We start from the raw sequence: 25,957 nt of genomic DNA, 5'->3' as shown, positions 1-25,957 counted from the left end.
CGTTGTCAGCCTCCTCACCCGCGGCGCAAAGACTACCGGCCGAGACGCCGATCCGGGGTGCAGGGCCGGCCGCCACACCGGGCAGGGAGCGCCGTCGCAGGTCAGCTGGTGGCGTGGTACGTGTTCTGCGCCCACTCCAGGCCACGGTCGACGACCGCCTCCGCCGCGTCCGCCGCCCGGTCCACCAGGAACTCCAGCTCCTTGCGCTCCACCGAGGAGAAATCGGAGAGTACGAAGTCGGCCGGGTCCTGCCGTCCCGGCGGCCGCCCGATCCCGAACCGGACCCGCAGATAGTCCTTCGTCCCCAGCGACTTGGACATCGAGCGCAGCCCGTTGTGCCCGCCCTCGCCGCCGCCCTGCTTCAGCCGGATCTGCCCGTACGGGATGTCCAACTCGTCGTGTACGGCGACCACCTGGTCGACCGGCACCTTGTAGAACTGGGCAAGCGCCGCCACCGGGCCGCCCGAGAGGTTCATGTAGGTCAACGGCTTCGCCAGCACCAGCTTCGGCCCGCCGAACCCGAGCCGCCCCTCGGCCACCTCGGCGACCGCTCGGCGGTGCCGGCCGAACTTCGCGCCGATCCGCCCGGCGAGCAGGTCGGCCACCATGAAGCCGACGTTGTGCCGGTGCCGCGCGTACTCCTTACCGGGGTTGCCGAGCCCGACCAGCAACCACGGACGAAGCTCCTCCGCCACGCCGCTCTTCCCCTCTGCTCACCGACCCGCTCGCGTCACAGTACGCAAACAGGCGCCCCCGAACGTCCGGGGGCGCCTGCCTGTGCAGACGTTGTGGCTCAGGCCTCGGCGGCGGCCTGCGCGGGTGCGCCCTGGTTGTCGCCCTCGGCCTCGGCGGCCTCGGCACCGGGGCCCTCGCCCTCGGCCTCCTCCTCGGCTTCCTCGGTCGGCTCCTCGCCGGCCTCGGCCGCCATCTGCTCGGCGGTCGGCGACTGGGTGACGAGCGCGAGGATCTGCTCCGGGTCGGCGACCAGCTCCACGCCCTGCGGCAGCCGTACGTCCGCCGCGGTCACCTGCGCACCGGCCTCGAGCCCCTCGATCGAGACCTCGAAGCTCTCCGGCAGCCGGGTCGCGTCGGCGCTCACCGACAGGGTGTTCTGCTCGTGCACGACCAGGGTGTCCCTGGCCGGCTCGCCGGTCAGCTGCACCGGCACGTCGACGGTGACCTTCTCGCCCCGTCGGACCAGGATCAGGTCGATGTGCTCGAAAGTGTCCTTGATCGGGTCACGCTGGATGGCCTTCGGCAGCGCGAGCGCCTGGGTGCCGTCACTGATCTCGATCGCGAACAACTGGTTGGCGCCACCGTGCCGGATGGCGGCGGCGAACTCGCGCGCTGGCAGCGCGATGTGCTTGGGCTTTTCGCCGTGGCCGTACAGCACGGCGGGCACCTTACCGGCCCGGCGGGTACGACGGGCACCACCCTTGCCGAACTCGGTGCGGGGCTCGGCGCTGATCTTTACCTCGGACACGGGAAGACTCCTGATACGGTCACTCTGCGGCGCTACGTCGGCTGGCGGTTGCGGTGCTAGGGCGAAGGGCGCGCTGGGGGCTTTGCGTGTGGCCACTGCCCGGAGCACCGCGTCGATGACGGTGCGTCCGTGCGGCGCTTGCTTCAGCGGCCCGCAGGGCACCCTCGCCGTGGCAACCGCACCAGTCTACCCGAGGCCCGATGCGCCCTCACGGCGGTCCCCGCCCAGCCAGCCCGGCATCATTCGCGATCCGCCAATTCCACCTCTGGATCACGCCGCCGGACCGCCCTCGCGGGGACGCACCGGACCATCCCAGCGGAGACGATCATCAGCTCAGCCGGCCCTGCTGGGGTCGGCGGTCAGCTCAGTCCGCCGAAGAGGGTGGTCACCGAGCCGTCGTCGAAGACCTCGCGAATCGCCCGGGCCAGCAGCGGCGCGATGGAGAGCACCGTGAGCTTGTCGAGCTGCTTCTCCGGCGGCAGCGGCAGGGTATTCGTCACCACCACCTCGCTGATCCGACTGTTCTTCAGCCGTTCCGTCGCCGGGTCGGAGAGCAGGGCGTGGGTCGAGGCCACCAGCACGTCCGCGGCCTTCGCCTCGTGCAGGATCTCGGCCGCCTTGCAGATGGTGCCACCGGTGTCGATCATGTCGTCGACGATCAGGCAGACCCGGTCCTCGACGTCCCCGACCACCCGGTTCGCCACCACCTGGTTCGGCTTGGACGGGTCCCGGGTCTTGTGGATGAAGGCCAGCGGGCAGCCGCCGAGCCGGTCGGTCCAGCGCTCCGCCACGCGTACTCGGCCGGAGTCGGGGGCCACCACCGTCATCGGGCGGCCGGCGTACTTGCGCTGGACGTACTCGGCCAGGATGTCCATCGCGAACAGGTGGTCGACCGGCCCGTCGAAGAAGCCCTGGATCTGTGCGGTGTGCAGGTCCACCGTGAGGATCCGGTTGGCGCCGGCCGTCTTGAGCAGGTCCGCCACCAGCCGGGCCGAGATCGGCTCCCGGCCGCGGTGCTTCTTGTCCTGCCGGGAGTACGGATAGAACGGCAGCACCACGGTGATCCGCTTGGCCGAACCGCGCTTCAACGCGTCGACCATGATCAGGGTCTCCATGACCCACTTGTTCACGCCGTGCGTGACGGACTGCACCACGAAGGCGTCCGAACCACGCACCGACTCCTTGAACCGTACGAAGATCTCACCGTTGGCGAACTCGTAGGCGTCCGACGGTGTCGGCGCAACCCCGAGCACCTCACCGATCTCCGTTGCCAGTTCCGGAAATCCCCTTCCGGAGAAGAGCATCAGACTCTTGCGATTTTCGGCGACGATGCTGCCCATCGGCTCGTCTGCTCCCGTTTGTCGGTGGGTCACCCGGCGTTGGGCCAAGGACTATTCGGTTGCAGTATCTCCCGAGGCCGGACGACCTTCACCCGCTACGGAGCCCCCGTGGAGTGGCTCACCTTCGCTTGCGCCGGATGCCCCGCGTCCGGCACGCTCCGCCGCCGCCGCGGACTTCGTACCGGGCCGGCGACGCAGCACCCAGTCGTCGATGTTGCGCTGCTCGGCCCGGGTGACCGCGAGCGCCCCCGGCGGTACGTCGCTGGTCACCGCGCTGCCCGCCGCCACGTACGCCCCGGCGCCCACCTCGACCGGCGCCACCAGGCTGGTGTCGCAGCCCACGAAGGCCGCCTCACCGACCACGGTGTGGTGCTTGTTGACCCCGTCGTAGTTCACGAAGAGCGTCCCGGCGCCGATGTTGGCCCGCGCCCCGATGGTGGCGTCCCCGACATAGCTGAGGTGGGGCACCTTGGCCCCCTCGCCGATCTCGGACTTCTTCACCTCCACGAAGGTGCCGACCTTCGACTTCTCCCGCAGCGTCGCCTCCGGCCGCAGGTACGCGTACGGCCCGACGCTCGCGCCCGGGCCGACCGTCGCACCGACCGCGTGTGCCCGGATCACCGTCGCCCCGGCGCCGACGGTGGTGTCGATCAACGTCGTGTCCGGGCCGACGGCGGCCTCCGGCCCGACAGTGGTCGCCCCGCAGAGCTGGGTGTTCTGGTCCACCACGGCGTCCCGGCCGAGGGTGACCGTGACGTCGATCCAGGTCGTCGCCGGGTCGAGCAGCGTCACGCCGGTACGCATCCAGCCCTCGTTCACCCGGTCGCGCAGCAGCCGGCGCAGTGCGGCCAACTCGACCCGGTCGTTGCAGCCAAGCGTCTCGGTGGCATCCGCCGCCACGTGTACCGCCACGGCCTCGCCGGTCGCGGCGAACTGGCCAAAGACGTCTGTGAGGTACTCCTCGCCCTGGTCGTTGTCGGTGGAGAGCTTGCCGAGCGCGTCGCGCAGCAGGACGGCGTCGAAGGCGTAGATCCCGGCGTTGATCTCGCGAATCGCCCGCTGGGCGGGGCTGGCGTCGCGCTCCTCCACGATCCGCTCCAGTCCCCCGTCGGCGCCCCGGACGATCCGGCCCAGGCCGGTCGGGTCGGCCACCTCGGCGGCGAGTACGGTCGCCGCCGCCCCGGCGGCCTCGTGCGCGGCGACCAGCTCGGTGACGGTCTCCGGACGCAGCAGCGGTACGTCCCCGTTGAGTACCACTACCGTGCCACCGCCGTCCGGGGCGCTCTCCAGGGCGATCCGGACGGCGTGCCCGGTGCCGTTCTGCTCGGCCTGGAGCACCGGCTCGGCGTACGGGGCGACCTCGCGCAGGTGCGCGGTGACCTTGTCGGCGCCGTGGCCGACCACCACCAGCGTGCGATCCGCCGAAACCGGGGCGGCTGCCGCGAGTACGTGGCCGAGCAGGCTGCGGCCGAGGATCGGATGGAGCACCTTGGGTAGCGCCGACTTCATCCGCTTGCCCTCACCGGCGGCGAGGACGACGACGGTGCGGAGGCGGGGCTGGGACACGAGAATGCTCCCGTCAGAACGGCCGGCAGTGTGCGGCCCCATGCTAACCAGACAAGAGCCGCAATCGCCCTCGCCCCGGGAATGGCACGTGCCGATCGCTATATGTCCGATTTGGCTGGGGTGTCTGGATTCGAACCAGAAGCTCAAGGCTCCAAAGGCCTGCGGGTTGCCGTTACCCCACACCCCATCGGGGAAACAGCCTAGCGGCTCATCGATCACCCGCCCGCACCGGCGGTCACCGCGTCGGACAGCGCACCGATCGCACCCTCGATGCGCCAGTAGAGTTCCCGGCTGCGCGGAACATTGATGATCAGACACCCGTGATAGTCAGCGCCGGTGTTGTAGCGGACCGTCTTCGGCTGATGCCGCTTGAGCGTGGGCCGCTGGAACCGCTCGGCCGGTAGGCCGAGCGCTTCCTGCCACCACCGCGCGGCCGCCTCGGCGTCGACCGACTCGTGAATGCTCAGGCGATAGCTCGGCACACTCCGATCGACTCCACAGGACTCCAGGAAGCGAAGGAAGAGTCCCAGCAGACGGACGTCGCTGTTGATGATGACAACCCGATCGTCACGGCGCCACGGCTTCGACTTGGCACCCTCACACCAGTAGATCGCCGCACCGAGGATGAGCAGATCGCGTTCGTCGGCCTGCCCGATTCGCTCGGCCACCCGGGCATGCTCCTGCGCTTCGGCCGCGTCGCGGGCCTCGCGGTGAGCCCGCCAGCGTGCGTCGGTCATCCGCCGGGAGTGCGCTCGTCGGCGCTCGACCTCGGCCTCGGTTTCCGGGTCGCGGTCGAGCGGCAGGTGCCGGACCCACCGGTACGCGGTCGACTTCGCCACACCCAGCTCGACGGCGATCTCCGGCACCGACCGGCCCGCACCGCGCAACTCGACCGCCCTGGCTCGCAACTCGTCCTTGGCATTGGGTCGTTTCGTCCACTCCGGCGCGGGAACATCCCGCAACAACGCCGTCAACCGGTCCTTGCCGATGCCGAGCCGCCGCCGGATCTCCCCGGCGGAGAGCAGCTCGACGGTACGCAGACGACGCGCCTCGGCGGCGAGCGGATCGATCACGACCAGGAGATTAGAGCCCGTGTACGACAAGAACCGTCGATGGCTGACAGCTGATTCCCAGTTCGCGTCCATGGCAGACTACGCCAGCGTAGGTTACGGTGACGTAGGCGTAAGTTACCGATCTTCCCCCTACGCTCAGCGAGGTGCCATGTCGTCCGTCCTGCTCGAACAACCGGCCTCCGCCGTCAAGAAGGGCCCCAAGCCCCTCACCGACGGCGCCCAGCCCAAGGGCATTCTCATCGCCCTCTGGTCCTTCGTCACGATCCCCTTCCTCGCCCTGCTCGCCGCCGTGCCGGTGGCCTGGGGCGGGTGGCTGAGCTGGACCGACATCGCCATCGCCGGAGTGTGGTACGTGGTGGCCGGACTCGGCATCACGGTGGGCTTCCACCGGTACTTCACGCACGGGTCGTTCAAGGCCAAGCGCTGGCTGCGGGTGGCCCTCGCCGTCGCGGGTTCGTTCGCAATCCAGGGAAACATCACCCAGTGGGTCGCCGACCACCGCCGGCACCACGCCTTCTCCGACATCGAGGGCGACCCGCACTCGCCGTGGCGCTTCGGCAACAGCGTGTGGGGGCTGACCAAGGGTCTGTTCCACGCCCACGTCGGCTGGATGTTCCACCGGGAACTCTCCAACCGGGAGCGGTTCGCCCCCGACCTGCTCGCCGACAAGGACATCAACCGGGTGGACCGGCTCTTCCCGCTGCTGGTGGCGCTCTCCCTGCTCACCCCGGCGCTGGTCGGCGGCCTGGTCACCTGGTCCTGGCAGGGTGCGCTCACCGCGTTCTTCTGGGCCGGCCTGGTCCGGGTCTCGCTGCTGCACCACATCACCTGGTCGATCAACTCCGTCTGCCACGTCTACGGCGAGCGTCCGTTCGAGGTGCGTCAGGGCGACCGGGCGACGAACTTCTGGCCGCTGGCGATCGTCTCCTTCGGGGAGAGCTGGCATAACCTGCACCACGCCGACCCGACCTGCGCCCGGCACGGCGTACTGCGAGGTCAGGTCGACATCTCGGCCCGGGTGATCTGGCTGTTCGAGAAGGTCGGCGCCGCGTACAACGTGCGGTGGCCGAAGCCCGAGCGGATTGAGGCGAAACTACTCAAACCCGCACAGTCAAAGTGACCCGCGACGCCTCCGGGCACCCGGCCACGAGCATCTACCTGGCAGGATGGCTGGGTGACGGAGCGCAGCGAGGGCGCCAACATGGACGATCCGGGTCTGCGTGGCATCGCGGAACGGCAGCGGGATAGCGCGGTGGCAGACGGGCCGGGTACCGCCCGCGGCCTCGGCCGCAGGCGGGTCAAGACCCCGGCGCCACCGCCGCCGCCCCCCAAGTCCGGTTCCCGGGTACGGATGTCGGCGGCCCAGCGTCGGGAGCAGCTCATCGCCATCGGCCGGCAGGCCTTTGCCGAGCGCGGGTTCGACGCGACCTCGATCGAGGAGGTCGCCGCCCGCGCCAAGGTCTCCAAGCCGGTGGTCTACGAGCACTTCGGCGGCAAGGAGGGCCTCTACGCGGTCGTCGTGGACCGGGAGGTACGCGCCCTGCTCGACCGGGTCACCACCGCGCTGACCGCCGGACATCCCCGGGAGTTGCTGGAGCAGGCGGCGCTCGCCCTGCTCGACTACATCGAGGAGGAGACGGACGGGTTCCGGGTGCTGGTCCGGGAGTCGCCGCTGCTCTCCGCGACCGGCAACTTCAGCAGCGTGATGAACGACGTGGCGCACCAGGTGGAGCACATCCTGGGTGCCGAGTTCAAGAGCCGGGGCTACGACCCGAAGCTCGCCGAACTCTATTCGCAGTCCCTGGTCGGGATGGTGGCGCTGAGTGGCCGATGGTGGCTGGAGGTGCGCAAGCCGCGTAAGGAGACGGTGGCGGCGCACCTGGTCAACCTGGCCTGGAACGGGCTGTCCCACCTGGAGGCCAAGCCGACCCTGCTCACCCGCCGGACCCGCTGAGCACTGATCCCGGCACCCGGCGGCCCGCCCTGTCCGGCGCCCCTGCCCGGCGGCCTGTCCAGCCCGGCGCCGCCCCGCCGGGCGGCTCAGCGGCCGGGGCGGGCGCTCGAACTGCGGTGCATCTCGGGTTCCTCCTCGGTGTGCTCCGGCGGGCCGACCTTGTCGTAGAGGCCGGTGGCGAGCAGGACCAGTCCGAAGAGCATCGACACGATGACCGTGGACATCGAGAAGTTCAGGATGTTCGCCTCGGTCTGCAACACGGCCATCATCGCGATCGAGACCACCAGGAAGACCACCCCGGTGGCCAGGTTCATCAGGTGCCCGAAGTTGCCCCGGTGCACCGCGCCGAACAGGACCACCAGCCCGAAGATCACCGAGACCAGCGCGAACGCCATGTTGGTACGCAACCCCAGCACCCAGTGGCTGCCCCGGCTGAAGAAGTCCTCCCCGGCGGTCTCGAAGAGTCCGAAGACCCCGAAGACCACGATGTAGAGGCCGATCAGCCCGGCGAGTACCCGATAGACCGGACGAGCTGGATGGTTGATCGGGATGTGCGCCATGTCCCCTCCTCGCTGCCGGTTGGCGGCTTTCCTCCCGGATTGTCACCCGGGCCGGAGGGGATTGCCCGGCAAATGCCGGATCGGCACCGGCCGGACGGGGCGAGGCGGCCGACCGGTGCACCGGCGGATCAGAGCACCAGGCGGGCGTCCTCCCACGCCTTGGCCTCCTCCTCAGAGCCGACCTTGCCGTACATGCCGCACGTCAGCAGGGTCAGTCCGAGGATCATCGTCACGATGGTGGTGGCGACGGAGAAGTTGAGATAGTTCGCGTCGGTACGCAGCACCGCCAGTCCGGCGAGGCCGAGCGCCATCAGGGCGTACCCGAGGAACTTGTCGACCGCCGTGTCGATGTTCCGGCCGACCACGGTGGCGAGCAGGATGACCAGGCCGAGCACGGTCGAGATCACCGAGTAGCCGAGGTTGGTCCCCTGGCCGAGCACCTGGGTGTCGTCCTGGGCGAAGAACTCGCCGCCGCCGGCCTGGACGAAGCCGAGGACACCGAAGGCCACCAGGTAGAGGCCGATCAGCCCACCGATGGCCCGGTAGACCGGCCGCGCGGGATGGTTCACGGGGTTGTGCATGATCAGCAGTCTCCAACGCCGTTGCCAGTGAGGGGTCGGAGCTAGATTCTTCCGCATGCCGTCCGGGTGATGCCGCACACCCCCGGTGGGAGCCCCGGCCGACCTGCGTGGACCACCCTCGACAGCCACACCGGGCGGCACCGAACGCCGTCCACCCGAGGAGTTCGTCAGCCCTCCGGGATCTGCTCGGCCAGGGCCAGCCACGCCTCCTCGGTCTGCTCCCGCTCGGCGCGTACCGCCCGGAGCTGGCCGTCCAACTCGGAGATCCGGGTGTAGTCGGTGGCGTGCTCGGCCATCTGGTCGTGCAGCGTCGCCTCGCGCTGCTCCAGCTTGCCGATCTGCCGCTCCAGCCGGCTCAGCTCCTTGCGGGCCGAACGCAGCTCACCGCCGGAGAGGGCACCCTCGACCCGTTCGGCCGGCACCGCACCGTTGCTGCGCCGCTCGGGAGCTGGCGCGCCGGGGGTGACGGCCCGGGCCAGGTATTCCTCGACACCGCCGGGCAGGTGCACCAACCGACCGTCGCCGAACATCCCGTACACCACGTCGGTGACCCGTTCGACCAGGTAGCGGTCGTGACTGGCCACGATCAACGTACCGGGCCAGGAGTCGAGCAGGTCCTCCAGCGCGGCCAGGGTGTCGGTGTCCAGGTCGTTGGTCGGCTCGTCGAAGAGCAGCACGTTCGGCTCGGCGGCGAGCAGCCGCAGCAGTTGCAGCCGGCGCCGCTCACCACCGGAGAGGTCGGAGACCGGGGTCCAGAGCCGCCGGTCGTCGAAACCGAAGATCTCGGCGAGCTGGGCGGCGTTTATCTCCCGGTCGCCGAGTACGACCCGGCGGGCCACCTCCTCGACCGCCTCAAGTACCCGCAGGTTGCCCGGCAACTCGGCCAGCTCCTGCGACAGGAACGCCGGTCGGACGGTGGAGCCGATCCGCAACTGCCCGCCGTCCGGGCCACGTACCCCGGCCAGCAGCCGGAGCAGCGTGGTCTTGCCGGCACCGTTGGCGCCGACGATCGCGATCCGGTCACCGGGGCCGACCTGCCAGGTCTGGTTGTCGAGGATCACCTTCTCCCCGGCCAGCAGGGTGACGTCGGTGAGGTCGTACACCTGCTTGCCGAGCCGGGCGGTGGCGAGCCGTTGCAGCGACACGGTGTCGCGCGGCGGCGGTACGTCCGCGATCAGGGCGTTCGCCGCCTCGATCCGGAAGCGCGGCTTGGAGGTCCGGGCCGGCGGACCGCGCCGCAGCCAGGCGATCTCCTTGCGCAGCAGGTTCTGCCGGCGCGCCTCGGTGGCCGCGGCCACCCGTTCCCGTTCGGCCCGGGCCAGCGTCCAGGCGGCGTAACCGCCCTCGTAGGCGCGTACCGCCCGGTCGACGACCTCCCAGGTGGCGGTGCAGACGGCGTCCAGGAACCACCGGTCGTGGGTGACCACCACCAGCGCGCCACGCTTGCCGACCAGGTGCCGGGCCAGCCAGTCCACCCCGGCCACGTCGAGGTGGTTGGTCGGCTCGTCCAGCACCAGCAGGTCGGCGGTACGGACCAGCAGGGCGGCCAGCGCCACCCGCCGCCGTTCGCCGCCGGACATCGGCCCGACCGGCTGGTCCAGTCCGAGGTACGGCATGCCGAGCCCGTCCAGGATGGCCCGTACGCCCGCGTCGCCGGCCCACTCGTGCTCGGCGCCGAAGCCCTCGTCGAGCCAGGCGGTGCCGAGCACCACGTCCCGGACCCGGGCCTCGGGGTCGAGCACCAGGGTCTGCGGCAGCCAGGCCACCCGCAGGTCGCGGCGGTGTGTCACCCGGCCGCTGTCGGGCTCCTCGGCCCTGGTCAGCAGCCGCAGCAGGGTGGACTTGCCGGTGCCGTTCAGCCCGACGACGCCGACCCGGTCCGAGTCGTCCAGGCCGAGGGAGACGTCGGTGAGGAGTTGCCCCGCCGCGCCGTACCCCTTGGAGACCCGGTCCAGATTGACGATGTTGGCCATGTGCTCAGACGGTAGTCGCCCCGGTCAGCTCACCCTGGCGCCGGGGACCGGACCGTACGCCGTGCGGACCGCCCGGCACAGCCCCGAGGCGGTCAGCTCGGCCGCGACCCGCTCGGCGTGACCGCCGTCGGTGGCCAGGAAGACGCAGGTCGGGCCGGACCCGGAGACGATGCCGGCGAGCGCCCCGGCCGCCTCGCCGGCCTTCAGCGTCTCGGCCAGCACCGGGCGCAGCGAGAGCGCGGCGGTCTGGAGGTCGTTGCCGAGCGCCCGGCCGAGCCGGGCCGGGTCCCGGCCGCGCAGCGCGGCGAGCAGCGCGTCGGCGTTGCGCAGTGGCGGCGGGGCGGCGTGTTCGGCGCGCAGCCGGTCGAGTTCGCGGTAGGCGGCCGGGGTGGAGATGCCACCGTCGGCGATCGCCACCACCCAGTGCCAGGTGACCGGGCGGGCCAGGATCGGGCTGATCGTCTCGCCGCGGCCGGTGCCGAGCGCGGTTCCGCCGTACACCAGGAAGGGGACGTCGGAGCCGATCCCGGCGGCGATCCCGGCCAGCTCGTCCCGGCCGAGGTCGGTGCCCCAGAGCGCGTCGCAGGCGACCAGCGTGGCGGCGGCGTCGGCGCTCCCCCCGGCCAGGCCGCCGGCGAGCGGGATCTGCTTGCGCAGGTGCAGCCGGGCGTGCGCCGGCACCCCGGCGTGCGCGGCCAGGGCCCGGGCGGCCCGGATCACCAGGTTGGACTCGTCCAGGGCCAGCTCACCGGCGCCCTCCCCCTCCATGGTCAGGGTGAGGGTGTCGCCCCGGCGGGCGGTCAGCTCGTCGTGGATCGAGATCGTGTGGTAGACGGTGTTCAGCTCGTGGTAGCCGTCCGGACGCAGCGGCCCGACCCCGAGATGGAGGTTGACCTTCGCCGGCACCCGGACCCTGACCGGGCCGGGCATCCTCCGGCGCGGACGCTCGTCGTCCTCGTCCGGTCCCCATGCCTCGGTCATGCAGCTCCCCATGCCTCGGTCATGCAGCGATGTCCCGGACCCGCAGCCGAGCCTCGAACGGCTTGGCCAGGGTCAGCTCGTCGGCGGACTCGGCGACCAGCTCGTACCGGTCACCGACCAGCTCGTACGCGTACACGTGCAGCGGATCCTGCTCGATCCGCCAGTAGTGCGGGATGCCCGCCGCCGCGTAGTCGGCCGGCTTCTCCAGCCGGTCCCGTCGCCTCGTCCCCGGCGACACCACCTCGGCCACGAGTACGACGTCCTCGGCCGGGGCGTAGTGGTTGGCGTACCGCAGCGTCTCGGTACGGAGCAGGAGCACGTCCGGTTCGAGGGTCTGGTCCGGCCCGACGAGCACACCGGTGGCGGCGCTCGGCTCGAACTCCCGCGGTGCGTGATCCTCCAGCCAGCGCCACAGCCGATGGCTGATCTTCTGATGTCCGAAGGTCGGGGACGGAACCACGATGATCATTCCATCGCGCAGCTCGACGCGGGGGGCGTCGTCGGGGAGGGCCAGGATGTCCTCGATCGTGTGGTTCGCCAACCGCTGCCGGACCGGGTCGGGTGCCCACGGTCGCCGGGACGCGGGATCGACCGGCTCGGCCGTCACGTCGGCCACCTCCTGCCACACACGCCGTCAGCCTACTCGGCGGCCGGTGCGGCGACGCGGGCCGACGCGGCGATCGCGGCGAACTGTGCGACGGTCAGCGACTCGCCCCGGGCGCCCGGATCCACCCCGGCCGCGACCAGCGCCGCCGCCGCCCGGTCCGGGCCGCCGGCCCAGCCGGCCAGCGCCGCCCGCAGCGTCTTGCGGCGCTGCGCGAACGCCGCGTCGACCACCGCGAAGACCTGTTTGCGGGGTACGTCGGCCCGGGGCGGTTCGCGCCGGGTGAAGGCGACCAGCCCGGAGTCGACGTTCGGCACCGGCCAGAAGACGTTCGGCGGTACCCGGCCGGCGCTGCGGGCCTCGGCGTACCAGGCGAGTTTGACCGACGGCACGCCGTAGGTGCGGGAGCCGGGGCCGGCGACCAGCCGGTCGGCCACCTCCTTCTGCACCATCACCAGTCCGTGCCGCAGCGCGGGCACCTCGGCGAGCAGGTGCAGCACCACGGGTACGGCGACGTTGTAGGGCAGGTTCGCCACCAGCGCGGTCGGGGCCGGGTCACCGAGTTCGGCGGCGGTGATCCGCAGCGCGTCGGCCGGGTGCACGGTCAGCCGGGCCGCACCGGCCGGGCCGGCGTGCCGGGCCACCGTCTCCGGCAGCGCCCCGGCCAGCACCGGGTCGAGTTCGACCGCGTGTACGTGCCCGACCACCGGCAACAGGCCGAGGGTGAGCGAGCCCAGCCCCGGCCCGACCTCCAGCGCCACGTCGTCCGGGGTCAGTCCGGCGGCGGCGACGATCCGGCGCACCGTGTTCGGATCGTGCACGAAGTTCTGGCCGAGCTTCTTGGTCGGGTGCACGCCCAGCCGGGTGGCGAGTTCCCGGATCTCCACCGGTCCGAGCAGGTCTGCGGCCATGCTGCAACAGGGTACGGCCCGCCGGTGCGGCCGGGGCGGCGTACCCGGTGCGGCGCCTGGCTTCCGGCTGTCCGACGGAAGTGTCACGGGTACCCGGCATGATCGCCGGGTATGAGCAACGACTTCGATTTCCTCGTGGGTTCCTGGAACGTGTCCAACCGGCGGCTCCGGACCCTTCTTGTCGGCAGCGACGAGTGGGACGAGTTTCCCGGCGTGAGCGTCTGCCGAAGCATCTTCGACGGCGGTGGCAACACCGAAGAGATCATCTTCCCGACCAGGGGCACCCGGGGATTCACCCTGCGGCTGTTCGACACCGAGCGGAAGGAGTGGTCGCTCTACTGGGCGGACAGCCGTACCGGCCTGCTCTATCCCCCGGTCGTCGGCACGTTCCGGGACGGCCGGGGCGACTTCTACGGCGACGACACCCACGAGGGGCGGCCGATCAGGGCGCACTTCATCTGGTCGGAGATCACCGCGACCTCGGCCCGATGGGAGCAGGAGTTCTCGGTGGACGGCGGCCAGACCTGGGAGACCAACTGGATCATGGAGTTCACCCGGACCTGACGGCCGCACCTGCCGGCCACGCACCTGCCGGCCGGGCCAGCTCCCGGCCGGGAAAGTTGCCGGCCGGGCTACGGCGTGCCGGCGAAGTGGCAGGCGGCGACCCGGTCGGCGGCACCGCCGGTCGGCGCGTCGCCGTTCGGGACGAGCAGGGCCGGTGCCTCGCGGGCACAGATCTCCTGGGCGATCGGGCAGCGGGTGTGGAAACGGCAGCCGGACGGCGGGTCGACCGGGCTCGGCGGGTCGCCGGCCAGCACGATCCGTTCCCGCCCCCGCTCGCGCGGGTGTCGCACCGGTACCGAGCCGAGCAGCGCCCGGGTGTAGGGGTGTGCCGGCTGCTGGTAGACGGTGCCGGCCGGGCCGAGTTCGGCGAGCCGGCCGAGGTACATCACCGCGACCCGGTGCGAGACGTGCCGGACCACTCCCAGGTCGTGCGCGATGAAGACCAGGGCGATGCCGAGCCGTTGCTGCAACTCGGCGAGCAGGTTGACCACCTGGGCCTGCACCGAGACGTCGAGGGCGGAGACCGGCTCGTCGCAGACCACCACCCGGGGTTCGGTGGCCAGGGCGCGGGCGATGCCGATCCGCTGCCGCTGCCCGCCGGAGAACTCGTGCGGGAACCGGCGCATCATGTCCGGGGCCAGCCCGACCATCTCCAGCAGTTCGGCGACCCGGTCCCGGCGGGCGGCGGCGCCCCGAGCCAGTTTGTGCACGTCGAGCGGCTCGGCGACGATGTCCAGGATCGGCATCCGGGGGTTCAGCGAGGTGACCGGGTCCTGGAAGACCATCTGGACGGCGCGGCGCAGTTCGCGGCGGCGGCCGCCCCGGGCGGAGCCGACGTCCTGGCCGGCGTAGCGGACCTGACCGGCGTCCGGGCGTTCCAGCCCGACCAGCAGCCGGGCCAGGGTCGACTTGCCGCAGCCGGATTCACCGACGACACCGAGGGTCTCACCGGCCGCGACGCTCAGGTCCACCCCGTCCACGGCGTGCACCCGGGATCCGCCGCCGAGGCCGCGTCCGGCCCGGTAGCTCTTGCGGACCCCGGTGGCGACCAGCAGCGGTTCGCGGTACACCGGCGGGTCGGCGGTCAGTGGGCCGGCGGTACCCGGGCCGGCGGAGGTGGCGAGCGCGGTGGGCGTACCGAGGGTGGTGGGGGTGGACCCGGCCGGGCCGGTGGAGGCTGTACCGGGCCCGGCCGGGTGGTCAGACGGGGGCATCGACGGCCTCCTCGGCGTGGTGGCAGGCGGCGGTCCGGCCGGGTACGGTGAGCGCCCGCCGCTGCGGGCGGGTCACCGTGCACTCCTCGGTCGCCCGGTCGCAGCGCGGATGGAAGGCACAGCCGCTCGGCAGCGCCAGCAGGTTCGGCGGGCTGCCCGGGATCGGCCGGAGCCGGTCGCCGGGCTGGGCGAGATCGGGTACGGAGCGCAGCAGCGCCGCCGTGTACGGGTGGGCCGGCCCGTCGAGTACCTCGGCTACGGTGCCGGTCTCGACGATCCGGCCGGCGTACATCACCGCGACCCGGTCGGCGATCTCGGCGGCCACCCCGAGATCGTGGGTGATCAGCAGGATGCCCATGCCGAGTTCGCTGCGCAGCCGGTCGACGAGTTGCAGGATCTGCGCCTGCACGGTCACGTCGAGTGCGGTGGTGGGCTCGTCGGCGATCAGCAGCCGGGGGCCGAGCGCGACCGCCATGGCGATCAGGATCCGTTGCCGCATGCCGCCGGAGAACTGGTGCGGATAGTCGCGTACCCGGCGGTCGGGGGCGGGGATGCCGACCAGCCGGAGCAGTTCGGCGGCCTCGGCCCGGGCGGCCCGGCGGGAGAGCCCGCGGTGGATCCGGAACACCTCGCCGAGCTGGTCGCCGATCGAGAGCACCGGGTTGAGCGCGGAGAGCGCGTCCTGGAAGACCAGCGCCATGGTCTCGCCGCGCAGCTTCCGGACCTGGTCGGGGTCGGCGCCGGTCAGGTCGTGTGCGGCGACCTGGATCTGCTCGGACCGGACCTGTACGCCGCCGGAGTCGAGCAGCCCCATCACGGCGCGGGCGGTGACGGACTTGCCGGAACCGGACTCGCCGAGCAGCACCAGCACCTCACCGGCGGCGATGTCGAGGTCTACCCCGCGTACCGCCGGGACGGTGCCGCGCCGGCCGGTGAAGGTGACGTCGAGTCCCCGGACCCGCAGCGCGGCCGGCGGGTCGACCTCGGGTGACCGCTGTGCGCCTGTTAGCCCGCTGGTCACTACACCTCCCGATATCTCCGTGTTGTCGTCCGCCGCACCGGTTCCTGTCGCCCAGCCGTCGATCTGCGCCGGAGTTGGCCATCATGTTGACACGCTGCGCCTGATCCTGGCAATCTCTGCTTCCACATCGCCGACAATCCACACCCAGATCAGGTCACGGCGCCGAAATCCACCGCGCGCCCCGACTCTGGCACCGACCGAAGGAGGTAGCGGCGTGCTCGACCCGGCCCCGCGTTACACCGGATACACGTCCTACAGCTACCTGGAGGCAGGTACCGACTACCGTGAGTTCAAGCTCGCTCCGGAACTCGGTCGGGTGCCGGCGTACCAGGGCATCTCACTGACGGACGCGCAGCGAGACCGGGTCCGCCGGCTGCTCACCGACAACGTCGTGATCTCGCTGCACGACCACCCGTCGGTCTTTCCGGAGGAGATCGGCCAGACCGTCGACTACAACCGCACCGCGCGGCACCACACCGGGTACGCCGGACTGGCCCGCTCCGGCATGACCGCCGTCTTCGACAACATGATGGACGGCACCTGCTGCGTGACCAGCCAGATGGGCTGGAAGTGGACCGACGTCATCGCCGACCTCGGGATGCGGCTGTCCGACCTGGCCCACCAGGACTACCTGATCCGGGTGGAGAAGCTCGCCGACATCCACCACGCCCACGAGACCGGCCGGATGGGCCTGGTGCTGGCCACCGAGGCGGCCACGATGATCGAGAACGAGCTGGACCGGATCGACATGCTCTACGGCTTCGGCGTCCGGCAGATGGGCATCGCCTACAGCGAGGCGAACACCCTGGGCAGCGGGCTCAAGGAGCGCGGCGACGGCGGCCTGACCTACTTCGGCGAGAAGGCCGTACGCCGGATGAACAAGCTCGGCATCGCGATCGACGTCTCACACTCCGGCGACCGCACCTCGCTGGACGTGATCACCGCCTCCACCAAGCCGATCTTCATCACGCACGCCGGGTCGCGCACCGTCTGGCCGACCAACCGGATGAAGCCGGACGAGGTGATCCGGGCCTGCGCCGAGCGCGGCGGGGTGCTCGGCCTGGAGGCCGCACCGCACACCACGCTCTCGTCCGCGCACCCGGAGCACAGCATCGAGTCGGTGATGGACCACTTCGTGCACTGCGTCGACCTGGTCGGCATCGACCACGTGGCGTTCGGCCCGGACACGCTCTTCGGCGACCACGTCGGCCTGCACGACACCTTCGCCGCGCACCTGAGCATCGCCGAGGCGCACGGCCACGTCGAGCACCCCCGGGTGCCGTACGTGGACGGGCTGGAGAACCCGGCCGAGTGCTACTGGAACATCGTCTCCTGGCTGGTCGGCCACGACTACTCGGACGACGAGATCGGCAAGGTCCTGGGGGGCAACATCATGCGCGTCCTTGAGGAGGTCTGGTGATGCGTTCATTTCGGCGTGTCCTCGCCGTGGCGGCGGGCACGCTCTCGATAGGGCTGGCGGCAACCGCCTGTGCGCCCAGCAACCCGGACAGCCAGGCGGCCGGCGGCAGCGGCGGCTCGGCGGACCGGATCACGATCGGCACCACCGCCGACGTGCTCAACTACAACCCGCTGGTCGGCAACAGCCGTACCGACACCTGGGTGACGAACCTGATGTACCCCCGGCTGATGAGCATGGGGATGGACGGGGTGCGCTCGCCGTACCTGGCCACCAAATGGGAGTACCTCGACGGTGGGCGCAAGGCGAAGGTGACGCTGCGGGACGACTTCACCTGGAGCGACGGGGAGAAGGTCACCGCCGACGATGTCGCGTTCACCATCGACGCCGTCGCCAAGGAGAAGATCGGCGTCGTCGCCGGGCTCATCGCGTCGTACCAGAAGTCCACGGTCCTCTCCCCGACGGAGATCGAGTTCCAGCTCTCCCAGGTGGACGGCACCTTCCTGGAGAACGTCGGCTTCTGGATGCCGGTCGTCCCGGAGCACGTCTTCAGCAAGGTCGGCAGCGTGCAGAAGTTCGCCAATGACAAGGACTGGGTGTCGGCCGGGCCGTACAAGCTGACCACCGTCGAGCGGGGCCAGCGGTACGTGCTGGAGCGGATGGAGAACTTCCCGCTGGTCGAGGGCGGTCCGAAGGCCAAGGAGGTGGTCTTCCGGGTCTTCCCGGACGTCAACACCGAGGCGCTGGCGCTGCGCAACGGCGACGTGGACCTGATCGCGAACGCGCTGCCGCCGCCGCTGGCCAAGACGCTCGAAGGCGACAGCAAGGTCAAGCTGGTGAAGGTGCCGTCGCTGGGCTGGGCGCACATGCAGTACAACACCGCGCGCAAGCCGCTGGACAAGCTGGAGGTACGCCAGGCGCTCGCCGCCGCCGTCGACTACGAGGCGATCCGGCGGGTGGCGTTGCAGGGCAAGGCGGTCTCGTCGAACTCCTCGGTGCTGACCCCGACGCTGAAGCAGTGGCAGGACCCGTCCGCCAAGGAGTACGCGCACGACCCGGCGAAGGCGAAGCAGCTGCTCAGCGGGGCGGGATTCGCCGACGGCAACGGTGACGGGCTCTTCGACGGGCTCAGCCTGCGGATGATCTACGACCAGGCCGACCCGAACATCTCCAAGTGGGCGCAGCTGGTCCGGGACTCCGGCAAGGAGGCCGGGATCGAGATCAAGCTGGAGGGCCTGGAGCGGAACACGTACATCGAGAAGTACACCGCGCGGGACTACGACATCTACGCCGGCTCCTGGGCGATCATGGAGAACCCGCCGGCCAACCTGGCGCTGGCGTTCAAGTGCAAGGGCTTCATCAACTACGCCAACGCCTGTGACCCGGAGCTGGACGCCCTGATCGACCAGGCCCGGACGCAGCTGGACCAGGCCGCCCAGAAGGGCCCGATCCAGCAGGCCGCGAAGATCATCACCGACAAGGTGTACGACAACGTGCTCTACGTCGAGGAGTTCACGATCGCGCACTCGGCCGAGTGGTCCAACTTCCTGGTCCAGCCGAGCGAGCTGCTCTCCATCGTCAACCCCGTCTCGATCGCCCAAGCCACCAAGAACTAACCGACGGAGTGCAAGGAAGGGCCCCCGCTACAACAGAAAGCGATAACGGGGGGCCCTTCCTTACACCTCAGCCTGAGGAGGAGACGTGCCTGGTGGTGCGTGGTTCGTCACCCGCCGCCTGCTGCGCGGCGTACTGACCATGTGGTTCGCGGTGACCGTGACGTTCTTCCTGCTTCGCCTGCTGCCGGGTGACCCGGCCCTGGCGGTGGCGGACCCGGGGATGACCGAGGAACTGCGGGCCGAACTGCTGCGCGACTACGGCCTGGACCGGCCGCTGCCGCTGCAGTACTGGGAGTACCTGACCCAGCTCCTCCAGGGCAACCTCGGGATGTCGTTCCGGCAGAACCAACCGGTGCTGGACATCCTGCTGGAGCGGCTGCCCTGGACCCTGCTGCTGGCCGGCTCGGCGCTCGTGGTGACCGTGGCGCTGGGCATCCCGCTCGGCGTGCTGGCGGCGACCCGCGCCAAGGGCACCCTGGACCGGCTGATCCAGGTCGGCGGCATCACCGGCCAGTCGCTGTTCGTCCCGAGCATCGGAGTCTTCCTGCTCTACGTCTTCGGGGTGGTCTTCGGCATCCTGCCGATCGGCGGCGCGATGGACGACGACGTCTACGGGCTGGCCGCGTACGGCAGCATCGCGCTGCACCTGATCCTGCCCTGCCTGTCGCTGGTGCTGGTGCAGCTCGGCTCGTACGTGCTGACCCTGCGCAGCACCCTGATCGACGCGCTCGGCGAGGACTACTGCACGCTGGCCCGGGCCAAGGGGCTGCCGAACCGGAAGGTGGTCTGGCGGCACGCCCTGCGCAACGCGCTGCTGCCCACCACCACACTGGTCGGGCTGCAACTGGGCTTCCTGGTCGGCGGGGCGGTGCTCACCGAGTCGATCTACGCGTACCCGGGCGTGGGGCGGGCCATCTTCGAGGCGGTCGGCCAGCTCGACTTCCCGGTGTTGCAGGGCGCGTTCCTGATGCTCGCCTTCGCGGTGATCGTCGCCAACCTGCTCACCGACCTCGCCTACGGACTGCTCGACCCGAGGGTGAGGACGGCATGAGCACCGAACTCGTGATGCCGCCGGCCGGCGACACCCCGCCGCCGGCCACCGCCACCCCGGCGGCCGGTGGGCTGCCGCCGTCCGAGTCGGTGGCACAGCAGACCTGGCAGTCGTTCCGGCGCAACCCGCTCGGCCTGTTCAGCGCCGGCGTCCTGCTGCTGCTCGGCCTGGTCGCGCTGGCCGCGCCGCTGATCGCCGACTATCCCAGCGGGTACGGCGAAGAGGTGCTCGCCGGTCCCGGCGCCGGGCACTGGTTCGGCACCGACGACCTGGGGCGGGACGTCTTCGCCCAGGTGGTCTGGGGCACCCGGGTCAGCATCGTGGTCGGCCTGGCGGCCAGCCTGCTGGCGATCGTGATCGGTGTGCTGGTCGGGGTCGTGGCGGCGTACTTCCGCCTCGCCGACCTGGTACTCGGGGTGATCGTCGACGTCTCGCTCTCGCTGCCGGTACTGCCGCTGATGATCCTGGTCGCCGCGCTGGCCGGGCCGAGCGTGCCGACCCTGGTGGTGGTGATCGCGGTCTTCAGCTGGCCCGAGGTGGCCCGGGTGGTCCGCTCGCAGGGGCTGGCCGTGGTGCCGACGCCGTACGTCTCGGCGGCGCACGTGATCGGCGGCTCGCACCTGTGGGTGATCCGCAAGCACGTGCTTCCCGGGGTGGCGCCGGTGGTCGCGGTCTCGGTGGTGCTGACCACCTCCCGGGCGGTGCTGTCGGAGGCGGGACTGTCCTTCCTCGGACTCGGCGACCCGAACAGCTGGTCGTGGGGGACGATCCTGCACCAGGCGCAGCGCTCCGGTTCACTCGCCACCGCCTGGTGGACCACGCTCTTCCCGTCGCTGGCCATCCTGCTGCTGGTGGTGGCGACCACCCTGCTCGCCGTGGCGTACAACGACGCCCGCAATCCGAGGACGAGGTGACGAGCCGGTGCGACTGGCTGCTTCCTTCTACTCCACCCTGCACGAGACCGTACGGGCCGAACTGGACCGGGCCGGGCTGGACGCGCTGCTGTTGGACGATCCGCTCGACGTGGCGTACCTGACGGGTTTCGCGCACTTCCCCAACGAGCGCCCGGTCGCCGCCTACCTGGCCCGGGACGGCGCCGTGCTGCTGCTGGTCCCGGACCTGGAGCGGGAGTACGCCGCCGACCAGCGGGCCGCCGCCGACCTGGTGGTCTATCCGGAGTTCCCGGGTGAGCGGAGCCCGTGGGCGGTGCTCCGGGACGCGGTGCCGGCTCGACCGGTCCGGGCCGGTTACGCCCCGTCCACCTCGGTCGCCCGGGTCGCCGGGATCGGCCAGGCCTTCCCCGGCACCGCCTGGGAGCCGACGAACCTGGTCGGGACGCTGCGGCTGCGCAAGACGCCGGAGGAGATCGAGTTGCACGTCGAGGCGGCCCGGATCGCCGACGCGATGCTGGCCGAGGGGGTCCGGTTGGTCTCCGCGGCGCTTTCCGGTGGCGGCGAGCTGCCCACCGAGACCGAGCTGGCCGGACACGTCACCCGGTACGGCGCGGCGAAGATGTACGCCGAGCACGACGACGTCGTGGTGGTGCCGATGCTCACCGGCGGCCTGGTGTACGGCGGCCCGAACTCGGCCCAGCCGCACCGGCTGCCCGGCGGGGACCGGCTGCGGCACGGCGAGCCGTTCATGCTCTCCCTCGGGTGTGCGGTCGGCGGCCGGTTCGTGGAGAGCGAGCGGACCTTCCTGCTCGGTGAGCCGACGGCGGAGCAGCGCCGCTACTACGAGGTGGTGCGGCAGGCGCAGCAGGTCGGCACCGAGGCGCTGCGTCCGGGTACCCGCTGCGTGGACGCGAACCGGGCCTGCCTGGAGGTGATCCGCCGGGCCGGGCTCGGCGACTACCTGCGACACCGGCAGGGGCACGGGATCGGGCTCGGCTTCCACGAGCCGCCCTGGGTGGCCGACGGCGACGACACGGTGCTGGCGCCCGGCATGGTGCTCTCCAGCGAACCCGGGGTGTACGTGCCCGGACACGCCGGCTACCGGATCTCGGACACCGTACTGGTGACCGACGACGGGCCGCGCCGGCTCACCAGTTACCCCCGGGACCTCGACGAGATCGTGATCGGAGCATGAACATGGGCATGACCAGCGAACCGGCGATGGTGGAGATCAACGGCAACCGGCTCAACGTGCTGGTGCTCGGCGACGACGCACCGAACCGGCGTGACGGGTCGGAGAAGCCGGTGATGATCGTGCACCACGGCGCGCCGGGGCTGGGCTCGATGGCCGAGCCGAGGGCGTCGTTCGCGGCCTTCGCCGACGAGTACCGGGTGCTGGTCTTCGACGCCCGGGGCTCGGGGGCGAGCGAGGGGAACGGGCCGTTCACCCACGAGCAGTGGGCGGCGGACGTGGACGGGCTGCGGGAGTGGATCGGAGCCGAGCGGATCGTGATGGCCGGCGGCTCGTACGGCGGCTTCATCTCGATGGAGTACGCGATCCGCTATCCGCAGCGGGTGGCCGCGCTGGTGCTGCGGGACACCGCCGCCGACAACGCCAACCAGGAGCTGGCGATGCGCAACGCGCTCGCCTCGGCCCGGGTGGAGATCGATCGGGTCAAACTGGACCGGATCATGGCCGGCACGGTCCGGGACGACGAGGACCTGCGGGACTGCTGGGCGGAGATCCTGCCGCTCTACGACCACGATCTGGATTGGGACAAGGTACGGCAACGAGTCGAAAACACCCCGTACCGGTACGCCACGCACAACTTCGCATTCGCCGTGAACCAGCCGAACTACGACATCAAGTCATTGCTCCCTGGGATCTCCTGCCCGACCCTGGTCACCGTGGGTCGACATGACTGGATCACGCCGGTGGAGTGCAGCGAGACCATCGCCAGGCTGATCCCGGACGCGAAACTGGTGGTCTTCGAACACTCCGGGCACTCGCCGCAAGTGGAGGAGGCGGAGCTGTTCCAGCAGGTCGTCCGGGAGTTCCTGGCCGGGATACCGGCGCACCCGGCATGATCCCGGACGAGACCTACGACCTCGATCCGACCGACCGGCGCATCGTCGCCGCGCTCCAGGTCAACGGCCGGGCGAGCTGGACGGAGATCGCCCAGCTCACCGGTACCTCGGTCACCACCGTGGCGCGCCGGGCGCAGCAGCTCTTCGCCGACGGGCTGGTCAAGGTCGCCGCGGCGCCGCAGCCCGGCGGCGGGCCCGCCGACCTGCTCATCGTGCGGATCCGCTGCGCGGCCGGCAGCCAGCTCGCCGCCGCGCAGGCGCTGGCCGCGATGCCGGAGATCCGCTTCGTCGCCGTGGTGACCGGGGTCTACGACCTGGTGGCCGAGGTACTGGTGCCGAAGGGGACCAGCCTGCACAGCGTGCTGCTCAACGGGTTGCAGAAGATCCCCGGGGTGCAGGGCAGCGTCGCCGACCTGAACCTGCACACCTACAAGTCGACCCACGAGTGGTCCCGGCACCTGCTCGGCACCGAGCCCCAGCTCGTCGCCCCGCCACCGGTGCACGACTGCCCGCCGGCGCACCTCGACGAACTCGACGAACTCATAATCGCGGCGCTCCGCGAGGACGGCCGCAACAGCTTCCAGGCCGTGGCCGGCGGGCTGGGCGTCAGCGAGAGCACCGTACGGCGGCGGTTCGAGTCGCTGTACACCGCCGGCTGCGTACAGGTGATCACGCTGGTTCCGGCGACGGCGCTCGGCTTCGAGGCGGAGATCTTCTTCTGGCTCTCGGTGGCGCCGTCCCGGCTCGACGGGGTGGCCCGGGAACTGGCCGCGCTGCGTGGCGTCCGCTACGTCGCCGCGACGCTGGGCCAGGAGTCGCTGATGTGCGAGGTGATCCTGCCGACCCACGCCGACGTCTTCGAGTTCACCACCAAGACCCTCGGCGGGATCGACGGCATCCAGGCGTGGACGGCCGGGGTACAACTGCTCACCGTCAAGCGCGGCTTCGTGATCACACCGTGGGCCGCCCGGCGACTCGCCGCCGAGTCCGGCGGCGCAGGCCCGGTGCCGGCCCAGTCGACCGCCAGTACGCCGTCCGGCAACGGCCGCTCCGCCCGGAGCCGGCGGACGCCGGCGTGACCCGGTCGGGGTGACTGTCACCAGGGGCCGAAGACCCGATCGCCGGTCGCGGAGATAGCCGCGCAGAGTTCGTCGAGGTCGGCGCCGGTCGTCTCGGCCAGCGAGCGGACGGTGAGCGGAATCAGGTACGACGCGTTCGGCCGCCCCCGGTGCGGCATCGGGGTCAGGTAGGGGGCGTCGGTCTCGACCAGGATCTGGTCCAGTGGCGTGACCCGGGCCGCCTCGCGCAGCCCGGCGGCGTTGCCGAAGGTGACCGTGCCGGCGAAACTCAGCAGGTAGCCGCGCCGGACGCACTCGGTGGCGAACTCGGCGTCCCCGGAGAAGCAGTGCAGCACCACCGTCTCCGGGGCACCCTCGGAATCGAGGATCCGCAGCACGTCGGCGTGCGCGTTTCGGTCGTGGATCACCAGCGGCTTGGCGTACCGCTTCGCGATCGCGATGTGCGCCCGGAAGCTCGCCTCCTGGGCCGCCCGGCCGTCGTCACCGGTACGGAAGAAGTCCATCCCGGTCTCGCCGATCCCGCGTACCCGATCCTCGGCGGCGAGCGACTCGATCTCGCGCAGCGCCTCGTCGAGATCGGCCAACCGGGGTGCCTCGTTCGGGTGCAGCGCCACCGTGGCCAGCACCGCCGGCTGCCGCCGGGCCAGCTCGGCACCCCACCGGGACGACGCCACGTCGACGCCGACCTGCACCAACCGGTCCACCCCGACCCCGGTGGCCAGCTCGATCGCTGCCGCCACCCGATCACCCGGTCGGTCGGTCCCCTCCGGGGCGCCGTCCTCGGCGAAAGTGATGTCGAGGTGGGTGTGGCTGTCGATCACCGGGACCGGCAGTGGCTCCGGTGCCGGTGGAAACTCCCGCGCCCGGCGGGCGGCCCGCGCCCGGCGGCTCTCGGTCGGCTGCTGACTCATCGCTGCCAGCATCACACATCATCCGGCGTCGCTTCCGGGTACGACCCCGAACAGGCATTGTGTTCTGCGTGAGTGACGTCGCGCTCTACTTCCCGTACGTCAACCTGCCCGGGGACGAGTGGGTGAAGGCCGCCGCCCTGCACTGGCCCCAGCTCGGCCGGATACGTCCGGAGAGTTACTCCGGCCTGCGCGACTCCGACACCGTCAAACGGCTCAGGGACGAACTCGACTTCGTGATAGACGTACGGCCCGACTGGGGCCGGTGGACCTGGGTGGACGAGGACATGCTCGCCAGGGCGGACCACTTCTACGACCGGCGACAGCGGGCCGAGACCGAAGCCCAGATCGACGTGCTGTTCTACGACTTCCTCGACAGGTACCAGGACGAGCTGATCGGCAGGTACGGGACAGCGGCGCTGGCGACGGTGCTTCCGCGCGACCTCGCCGACGTGCCGGTCGAACGGATCATCGAGGCGCGGCGGCGGCTGCTGCCGCAACTGCTGCAGTATCGCGAGTTCCTCGACTCGCTCGCCCCCGACTTCGTGGCGATCAGCGAGGTCCGGGATCCGGAGGTGCGGGCGGCAAAGCTGCGCAACCACGTGCAGAGCCGGATCGCCCACCCGCTCGCGGAGATGGAACGCACGCTCGGTCGACTCGGACTCGCGCCGGTCCGAGCCGTACTCAGTCTGCAGACGCTCGCACCGCCGGCGGCGTTGGGTGTGTTGGCCAATGCTGCTCACCTGCCGTCGGCCGTCACCGGCGCGGGTATCGTCGCCGGATGCCTGGCAGGCGCGATGAGCAGCGCCTTCGACCAGCGCAGGCAGGCCCTCGCCGGCCATCCCACCGGCTATCTGCTGAACCTGCGGCACGAGCTGGGTCCGTCGGACACCGTGGCGCAGGTCCGATCCGCCATCCGGCGGGCGATCCCCCGCCGACCGGGCCGCCGATGACCGACCGCCGTCGACCGATGGGTCGATCCGCGAAGGTGCCACGAAGTCACCAAGGTGACTCCGTGGCACCTCGCCGAGAATGGACTACGCCGCATCGCCGCTGGACACGATCGGGTGCGGGTGCGGG

General features: G+C 71.0%; 25 protein-coding genes and 1 tRNA gene. 11 read left to right on the top strand and 15 right to left on the bottom strand.

Annotated features, from left to right (window positions below; translation table 11 throughout):
- Positions 1-101: 101 nt before the first annotated feature.
- The 6 genes from pth to CLT71_RS26705 all read right to left on the bottom strand — a co-directional run bounded on the left by pth (position 102) and on the right by CLT71_RS26705 (position 5,534).
- Positions 102-695: an aminoacyl-tRNA hydrolase gene (gene pth / locus CLT71_RS26730; RefSeq protein WP_101369536.1), complete on the bottom strand. Its 594-nt coding sequence runs from the start codon at positions 693-695 to the stop codon at positions 102-104.
- A gap of 98 nt (positions 696-793) precedes the next feature.
- A complete protein-coding gene (locus CLT71_RS26725) occupies positions 794-1,483 on the bottom strand; it encodes a 50S ribosomal protein L25/general stress protein Ctc (protein ID WP_101369535.1) in 690 nt (229 codons plus the stop codon).
- Positions 1,484-1,842: 359 nt separating this feature from the next.
- Positions 1,843-2,823: a ribose-phosphate diphosphokinase gene (locus CLT71_RS26720; protein WP_101369534.1), complete on the bottom strand. Its 981-nt coding sequence runs from the start codon at positions 2,821-2,823 to the stop codon at positions 1,843-1,845.
- 51 nt (positions 2,824-2,874) lie between these two features.
- Positions 2,875-4,431, bottom strand: coding sequence for a bifunctional UDP-N-acetylglucosamine diphosphorylase/glucosamine-1-phosphate N-acetyltransferase GlmU (gene glmU, locus CLT71_RS26715; RefSeq protein WP_101369533.1), 1,557 nt, complete (start codon positions 4,429-4,431; stop codon positions 2,875-2,877).
- A gap of 70 nt (positions 4,432-4,501) precedes the next feature.
- A tRNA-Gln gene (locus CLT71_RS26710) sits at positions 4,502-4,576 on the bottom strand.
- A gap of 28 nt (positions 4,577-4,604) precedes the next feature.
- Positions 4,605-5,534: a helix-turn-helix domain-containing protein gene (locus CLT71_RS26705; RefSeq protein ID WP_486483468.1), complete on the bottom strand. Its 930-nt coding sequence runs from the start codon at positions 5,532-5,534 to the stop codon at positions 4,605-4,607.
- Between the two features lie 76 nt (positions 5,535-5,610).
- Here CLT71_RS26705 and CLT71_RS26700 point away from each other — a divergent pair, with 76 nt between their 5' ends.
- Both CLT71_RS26700 and CLT71_RS26695 read left to right on the top strand, forming a co-directional pair.
- Positions 5,611-6,582, top strand: coding sequence for an acyl-CoA desaturase (locus CLT71_RS26700; protein ID WP_101369531.1), 972 nt, complete (start codon positions 5,611-5,613; stop codon positions 6,580-6,582).
- Between the two features lie 132 nt (positions 6,583-6,714).
- A complete protein-coding gene (locus tag CLT71_RS26695; RefSeq protein WP_101371809.1) occupies positions 6,715-7,416 on the top strand; it encodes a TetR/AcrR family transcriptional regulator in 702 nt (233 codons plus the stop codon).
- A gap of 86 nt (positions 7,417-7,502) precedes the next feature.
- Here CLT71_RS26695 and CLT71_RS26690 read toward each other — a convergent pair whose 3' ends face one another.
- The 6 genes from CLT71_RS26690 to rsmA form a co-directional block, all read right to left on the bottom strand.
- Complete coding sequence (locus CLT71_RS26690; RefSeq protein ID WP_101369530.1) at positions 7,503-7,976, bottom strand: DUF4383 domain-containing protein; 474 nt, start codon at positions 7,974-7,976, stop codon at positions 7,503-7,505.
- 128 nt (positions 7,977-8,104) lie between these two features.
- Positions 8,105-8,560, bottom strand: a complete 456-nt coding sequence (locus tag CLT71_RS26685) for a DUF4383 domain-containing protein (RefSeq protein WP_101371808.1) — start codon at positions 8,558-8,560, stop codon at positions 8,105-8,107.
- A 164-nt stretch (positions 8,561-8,724) separates the two neighbouring features.
- Positions 8,725-10,530: an ABC-F family ATP-binding cassette domain-containing protein gene (locus tag CLT71_RS26680; protein ID WP_101369529.1), complete on the bottom strand. Its 1,806-nt coding sequence runs from the start codon at positions 10,528-10,530 to the stop codon at positions 8,725-8,727.
- Positions 10,531-10,554: 24 nt separating this feature from the next.
- On the bottom strand, positions 10,555-11,511 hold the full coding sequence (locus CLT71_RS26675; protein ID WP_101369528.1) for a 4-(cytidine 5'-diphospho)-2-C-methyl-D-erythritol kinase: 957 nt from the start codon (positions 11,509-11,511) through the stop codon (positions 10,555-10,557).
- Between the two features lie 19 nt (positions 11,512-11,530).
- Positions 11,531-12,139, bottom strand: coding sequence for a Uma2 family endonuclease (locus tag CLT71_RS26670; protein WP_486483467.1), 609 nt, complete (start codon positions 12,137-12,139; stop codon positions 11,531-11,533).
- A gap of 11 nt (positions 12,140-12,150) precedes the next feature.
- Positions 12,151-13,026: a 16S rRNA (adenine(1518)-N(6)/adenine(1519)-N(6))-dimethyltransferase RsmA gene (gene rsmA, locus CLT71_RS26665; RefSeq protein ID WP_101369527.1), complete on the bottom strand. Its 876-nt coding sequence runs from the start codon at positions 13,024-13,026 to the stop codon at positions 12,151-12,153.
- Positions 13,027-13,137: 111 nt separating this feature from the next.
- Here rsmA and CLT71_RS26660 point away from each other — a divergent pair, with 111 nt between their 5' ends.
- Positions 13,138-13,590 carry a hypothetical protein gene (locus CLT71_RS26660; protein ID WP_101369526.1) on the top strand — a complete coding sequence of 151 codons (453 nt, stop codon included), beginning with the start codon at positions 13,138-13,140 and terminating at the stop codon, positions 13,588-13,590.
- A gap of 68 nt (positions 13,591-13,658) precedes the next feature.
- Here the strand turns inward: CLT71_RS26660 and CLT71_RS26655 are convergent, their stop codons facing one another.
- Together CLT71_RS26655 and CLT71_RS26650 are read right to left on the bottom strand one after the other, a co-directional pair.
- The gene (locus tag CLT71_RS26655) at positions 13,659-14,804 is read right to left on the bottom strand and encodes an ABC transporter ATP-binding protein (RefSeq protein WP_199187730.1); all 1,146 of its coding nucleotides are present in this window, start codon (positions 14,802-14,804) and stop codon (positions 13,659-13,661) included.
- A complete protein-coding gene (locus tag CLT71_RS26650; RefSeq protein WP_486483466.1) occupies positions 14,791-15,825 on the bottom strand; it encodes an ABC transporter ATP-binding protein in 1,035 nt (344 codons plus the stop codon). The genes CLT71_RS26655 and CLT71_RS26650 overlap by 14 nt, the downstream gene beginning before the upstream one ends.
- A gap of 214 nt (positions 15,826-16,039) precedes the next feature.
- On the opposite strand from CLT71_RS26650, the gene CLT71_RS26645 reads away from it, so the two are divergent.
- The 7 genes from CLT71_RS26645 (at position 16,040) to CLT71_RS26615 (ending at position 23,969) form a co-directional block, all read left to right on the top strand.
- A complete protein-coding gene (locus CLT71_RS26645) occupies positions 16,040-17,245 on the top strand; it encodes a membrane dipeptidase (RefSeq protein WP_101369525.1) in 1,206 nt (401 codons plus the stop codon).
- Positions 17,245-18,858, top strand: a complete 1,614-nt coding sequence (locus CLT71_RS26640) for an ABC transporter substrate-binding protein (RefSeq protein WP_101369524.1) — start codon at positions 17,245-17,247, stop codon at positions 18,856-18,858. Before CLT71_RS26645 ends, CLT71_RS26640 begins: the two co-directional genes overlap by 1 nt.
- A gap of 85 nt (positions 18,859-18,943) precedes the next feature.
- Complete coding sequence (locus CLT71_RS26635; RefSeq protein ID WP_486483465.1) at positions 18,944-19,909, top strand: ABC transporter permease; 966 nt, start codon at positions 18,944-18,946, stop codon at positions 19,907-19,909.
- Positions 19,906-20,823 (top strand): ABC transporter permease, encoded by a 918-nt coding sequence (locus tag CLT71_RS26630; RefSeq protein ID WP_486483464.1) that lies wholly within the window; start codon positions 19,906-19,908, stop codon positions 20,821-20,823. The genes CLT71_RS26635 and CLT71_RS26630 overlap by 4 nt, the downstream gene beginning before the upstream one ends.
- Before the next feature lie 7 nt (positions 20,824-20,830).
- Positions 20,831-21,997, top strand: a complete 1,167-nt coding sequence (locus tag CLT71_RS26625; protein WP_101369523.1) for a M24 family metallopeptidase — start codon at positions 20,831-20,833, stop codon at positions 21,995-21,997.
- Between the two features lie 8 nt (positions 21,998-22,005).
- On the top strand, positions 22,006-22,890 hold the full coding sequence (locus tag CLT71_RS26620; protein ID WP_486483463.1) for an alpha/beta fold hydrolase: 885 nt from the start codon (positions 22,006-22,008) through the stop codon (positions 22,888-22,890).
- Positions 22,887-23,969: an Lrp/AsnC family transcriptional regulator gene (locus CLT71_RS26615; RefSeq protein ID WP_101369522.1), complete on the top strand. Its 1,083-nt coding sequence runs from the start codon at positions 22,887-22,889 to the stop codon at positions 23,967-23,969. Before CLT71_RS26620 ends, CLT71_RS26615 begins: the two co-directional genes overlap by 4 nt.
- Before the next feature lie 17 nt (positions 23,970-23,986).
- Here CLT71_RS26615 and CLT71_RS26610 read toward each other — a convergent pair whose 3' ends face one another.
- Entirely contained in the window at positions 23,987-24,892 is a 906-nt protein-coding gene (locus tag CLT71_RS26610; RefSeq protein ID WP_101369521.1) for a TatD family hydrolase, read from the bottom strand.
- 56 nt (positions 24,893-24,948) lie between these two features.
- Between CLT71_RS26610 and CLT71_RS26605 the strand changes: the two genes are divergently transcribed.
- On the top strand, positions 24,949-25,830 hold the full coding sequence (locus CLT71_RS26605) for a DUF6236 family protein (protein ID WP_143743627.1): 882 nt from the start codon (positions 24,949-24,951) through the stop codon (positions 25,828-25,830).
- The last annotated feature ends 127 nt before the right edge of the window (positions 25,831-25,957 follow it).

The organism is Plantactinospora sp. CNZ320 (assembly GCF_002846275.1).
Note: the sequence above shows the minus strand (reverse complement) of the source record. Positions and strands in the feature narration are given on the sequence as shown.

What these genes read in the sequence shown, in the direction of transcription:
- CLT71_RS26640 (WP_101369524.1), top strand. Translation starts at nt 17,245, where the DNA reads ATGCGTTCATTTCGGCGTGTCCTCGCCGTGGCGGCGGGCACGCTCTCG.
- CLT71_RS26630 (WP_486483464.1), top strand. Translation starts at nt 19,906, where the DNA reads ATGAGCACCGAACTCGTGATGCCGCCGGCCGGCGACACCCCGCCGCCG.
- CLT71_RS26620 (WP_486483463.1), top strand. Translation starts at nt 22,006, where the DNA reads ATGACCAGCGAACCGGCGATGGTGGAGATCAACGGCAACCGGCTCAAC.
- CLT71_RS26655 (WP_199187730.1), bottom strand. Translation starts at nt 14,804, where the DNA reads ATGCCCCCGTCTGACCACCCGGCCGGGCCCGGTACAGCCTCCACCGGC.
- CLT71_RS26610 (WP_101369521.1), bottom strand. Translation starts at nt 24,892, where the DNA reads ATGCTGGCAGCGATGAGTCAGCAGCCGACCGAGAGCCGCCGGGCGCGG.
- CLT71_RS26660 (WP_101369526.1), top strand. Translation starts at nt 13,138, where the DNA reads ATGAGCAACGACTTCGATTTCCTCGTGGGTTCCTGGAACGTGTCCAAC.
- CLT71_RS26680 (WP_101369529.1), bottom strand. Translation starts at nt 10,530, where the DNA reads ATGGCCAACATCGTCAATCTGGACCGGGTCTCCAAGGGGTACGGCGCG.
- CLT71_RS26720 (WP_101369534.1), bottom strand. Translation starts at nt 2,823, where the DNA reads ATGGGCAGCATCGTCGCCGAAAATCGCAAGAGTCTGATGCTCTTCTCC.
- glmU (WP_101369533.1), bottom strand. Translation starts at nt 4,431, where the DNA reads ATGGGGCCGCACACTGCCGGCCGTTCTGACGGGAGCATTCTCGTGTCC.
- CLT71_RS26690 (WP_101369530.1), bottom strand. Translation starts at nt 7,976, where the DNA reads ATGGCGCACATCCCGATCAACCATCCAGCTCGTCCGGTCTATCGGGTA.
- CLT71_RS26700 (WP_101369531.1), top strand. Translation starts at nt 5,611, where the DNA reads ATGTCGTCCGTCCTGCTCGAACAACCGGCCTCCGCCGTCAAGAAGGGC.
- CLT71_RS26675 (WP_101369528.1), bottom strand. Translation starts at nt 11,511, where the DNA reads ATGACCGAGGCATGGGGACCGGACGAGGACGACGAGCGTCCGCGCCGG.
- CLT71_RS26615 (WP_101369522.1), top strand. Translation starts at nt 22,887, where the DNA reads ATGATCCCGGACGAGACCTACGACCTCGATCCGACCGACCGGCGCATC.
- CLT71_RS26705 (WP_486483468.1), bottom strand. Translation starts at nt 5,534, where the DNA reads ATGGACGCGAACTGGGAATCAGCTGTCAGCCATCGACGGTTCTTGTCG.
- rsmA (WP_101369527.1), bottom strand. Translation starts at nt 13,026, where the DNA reads ATGGCCGCAGACCTGCTCGGACCGGTGGAGATCCGGGAACTCGCCACC.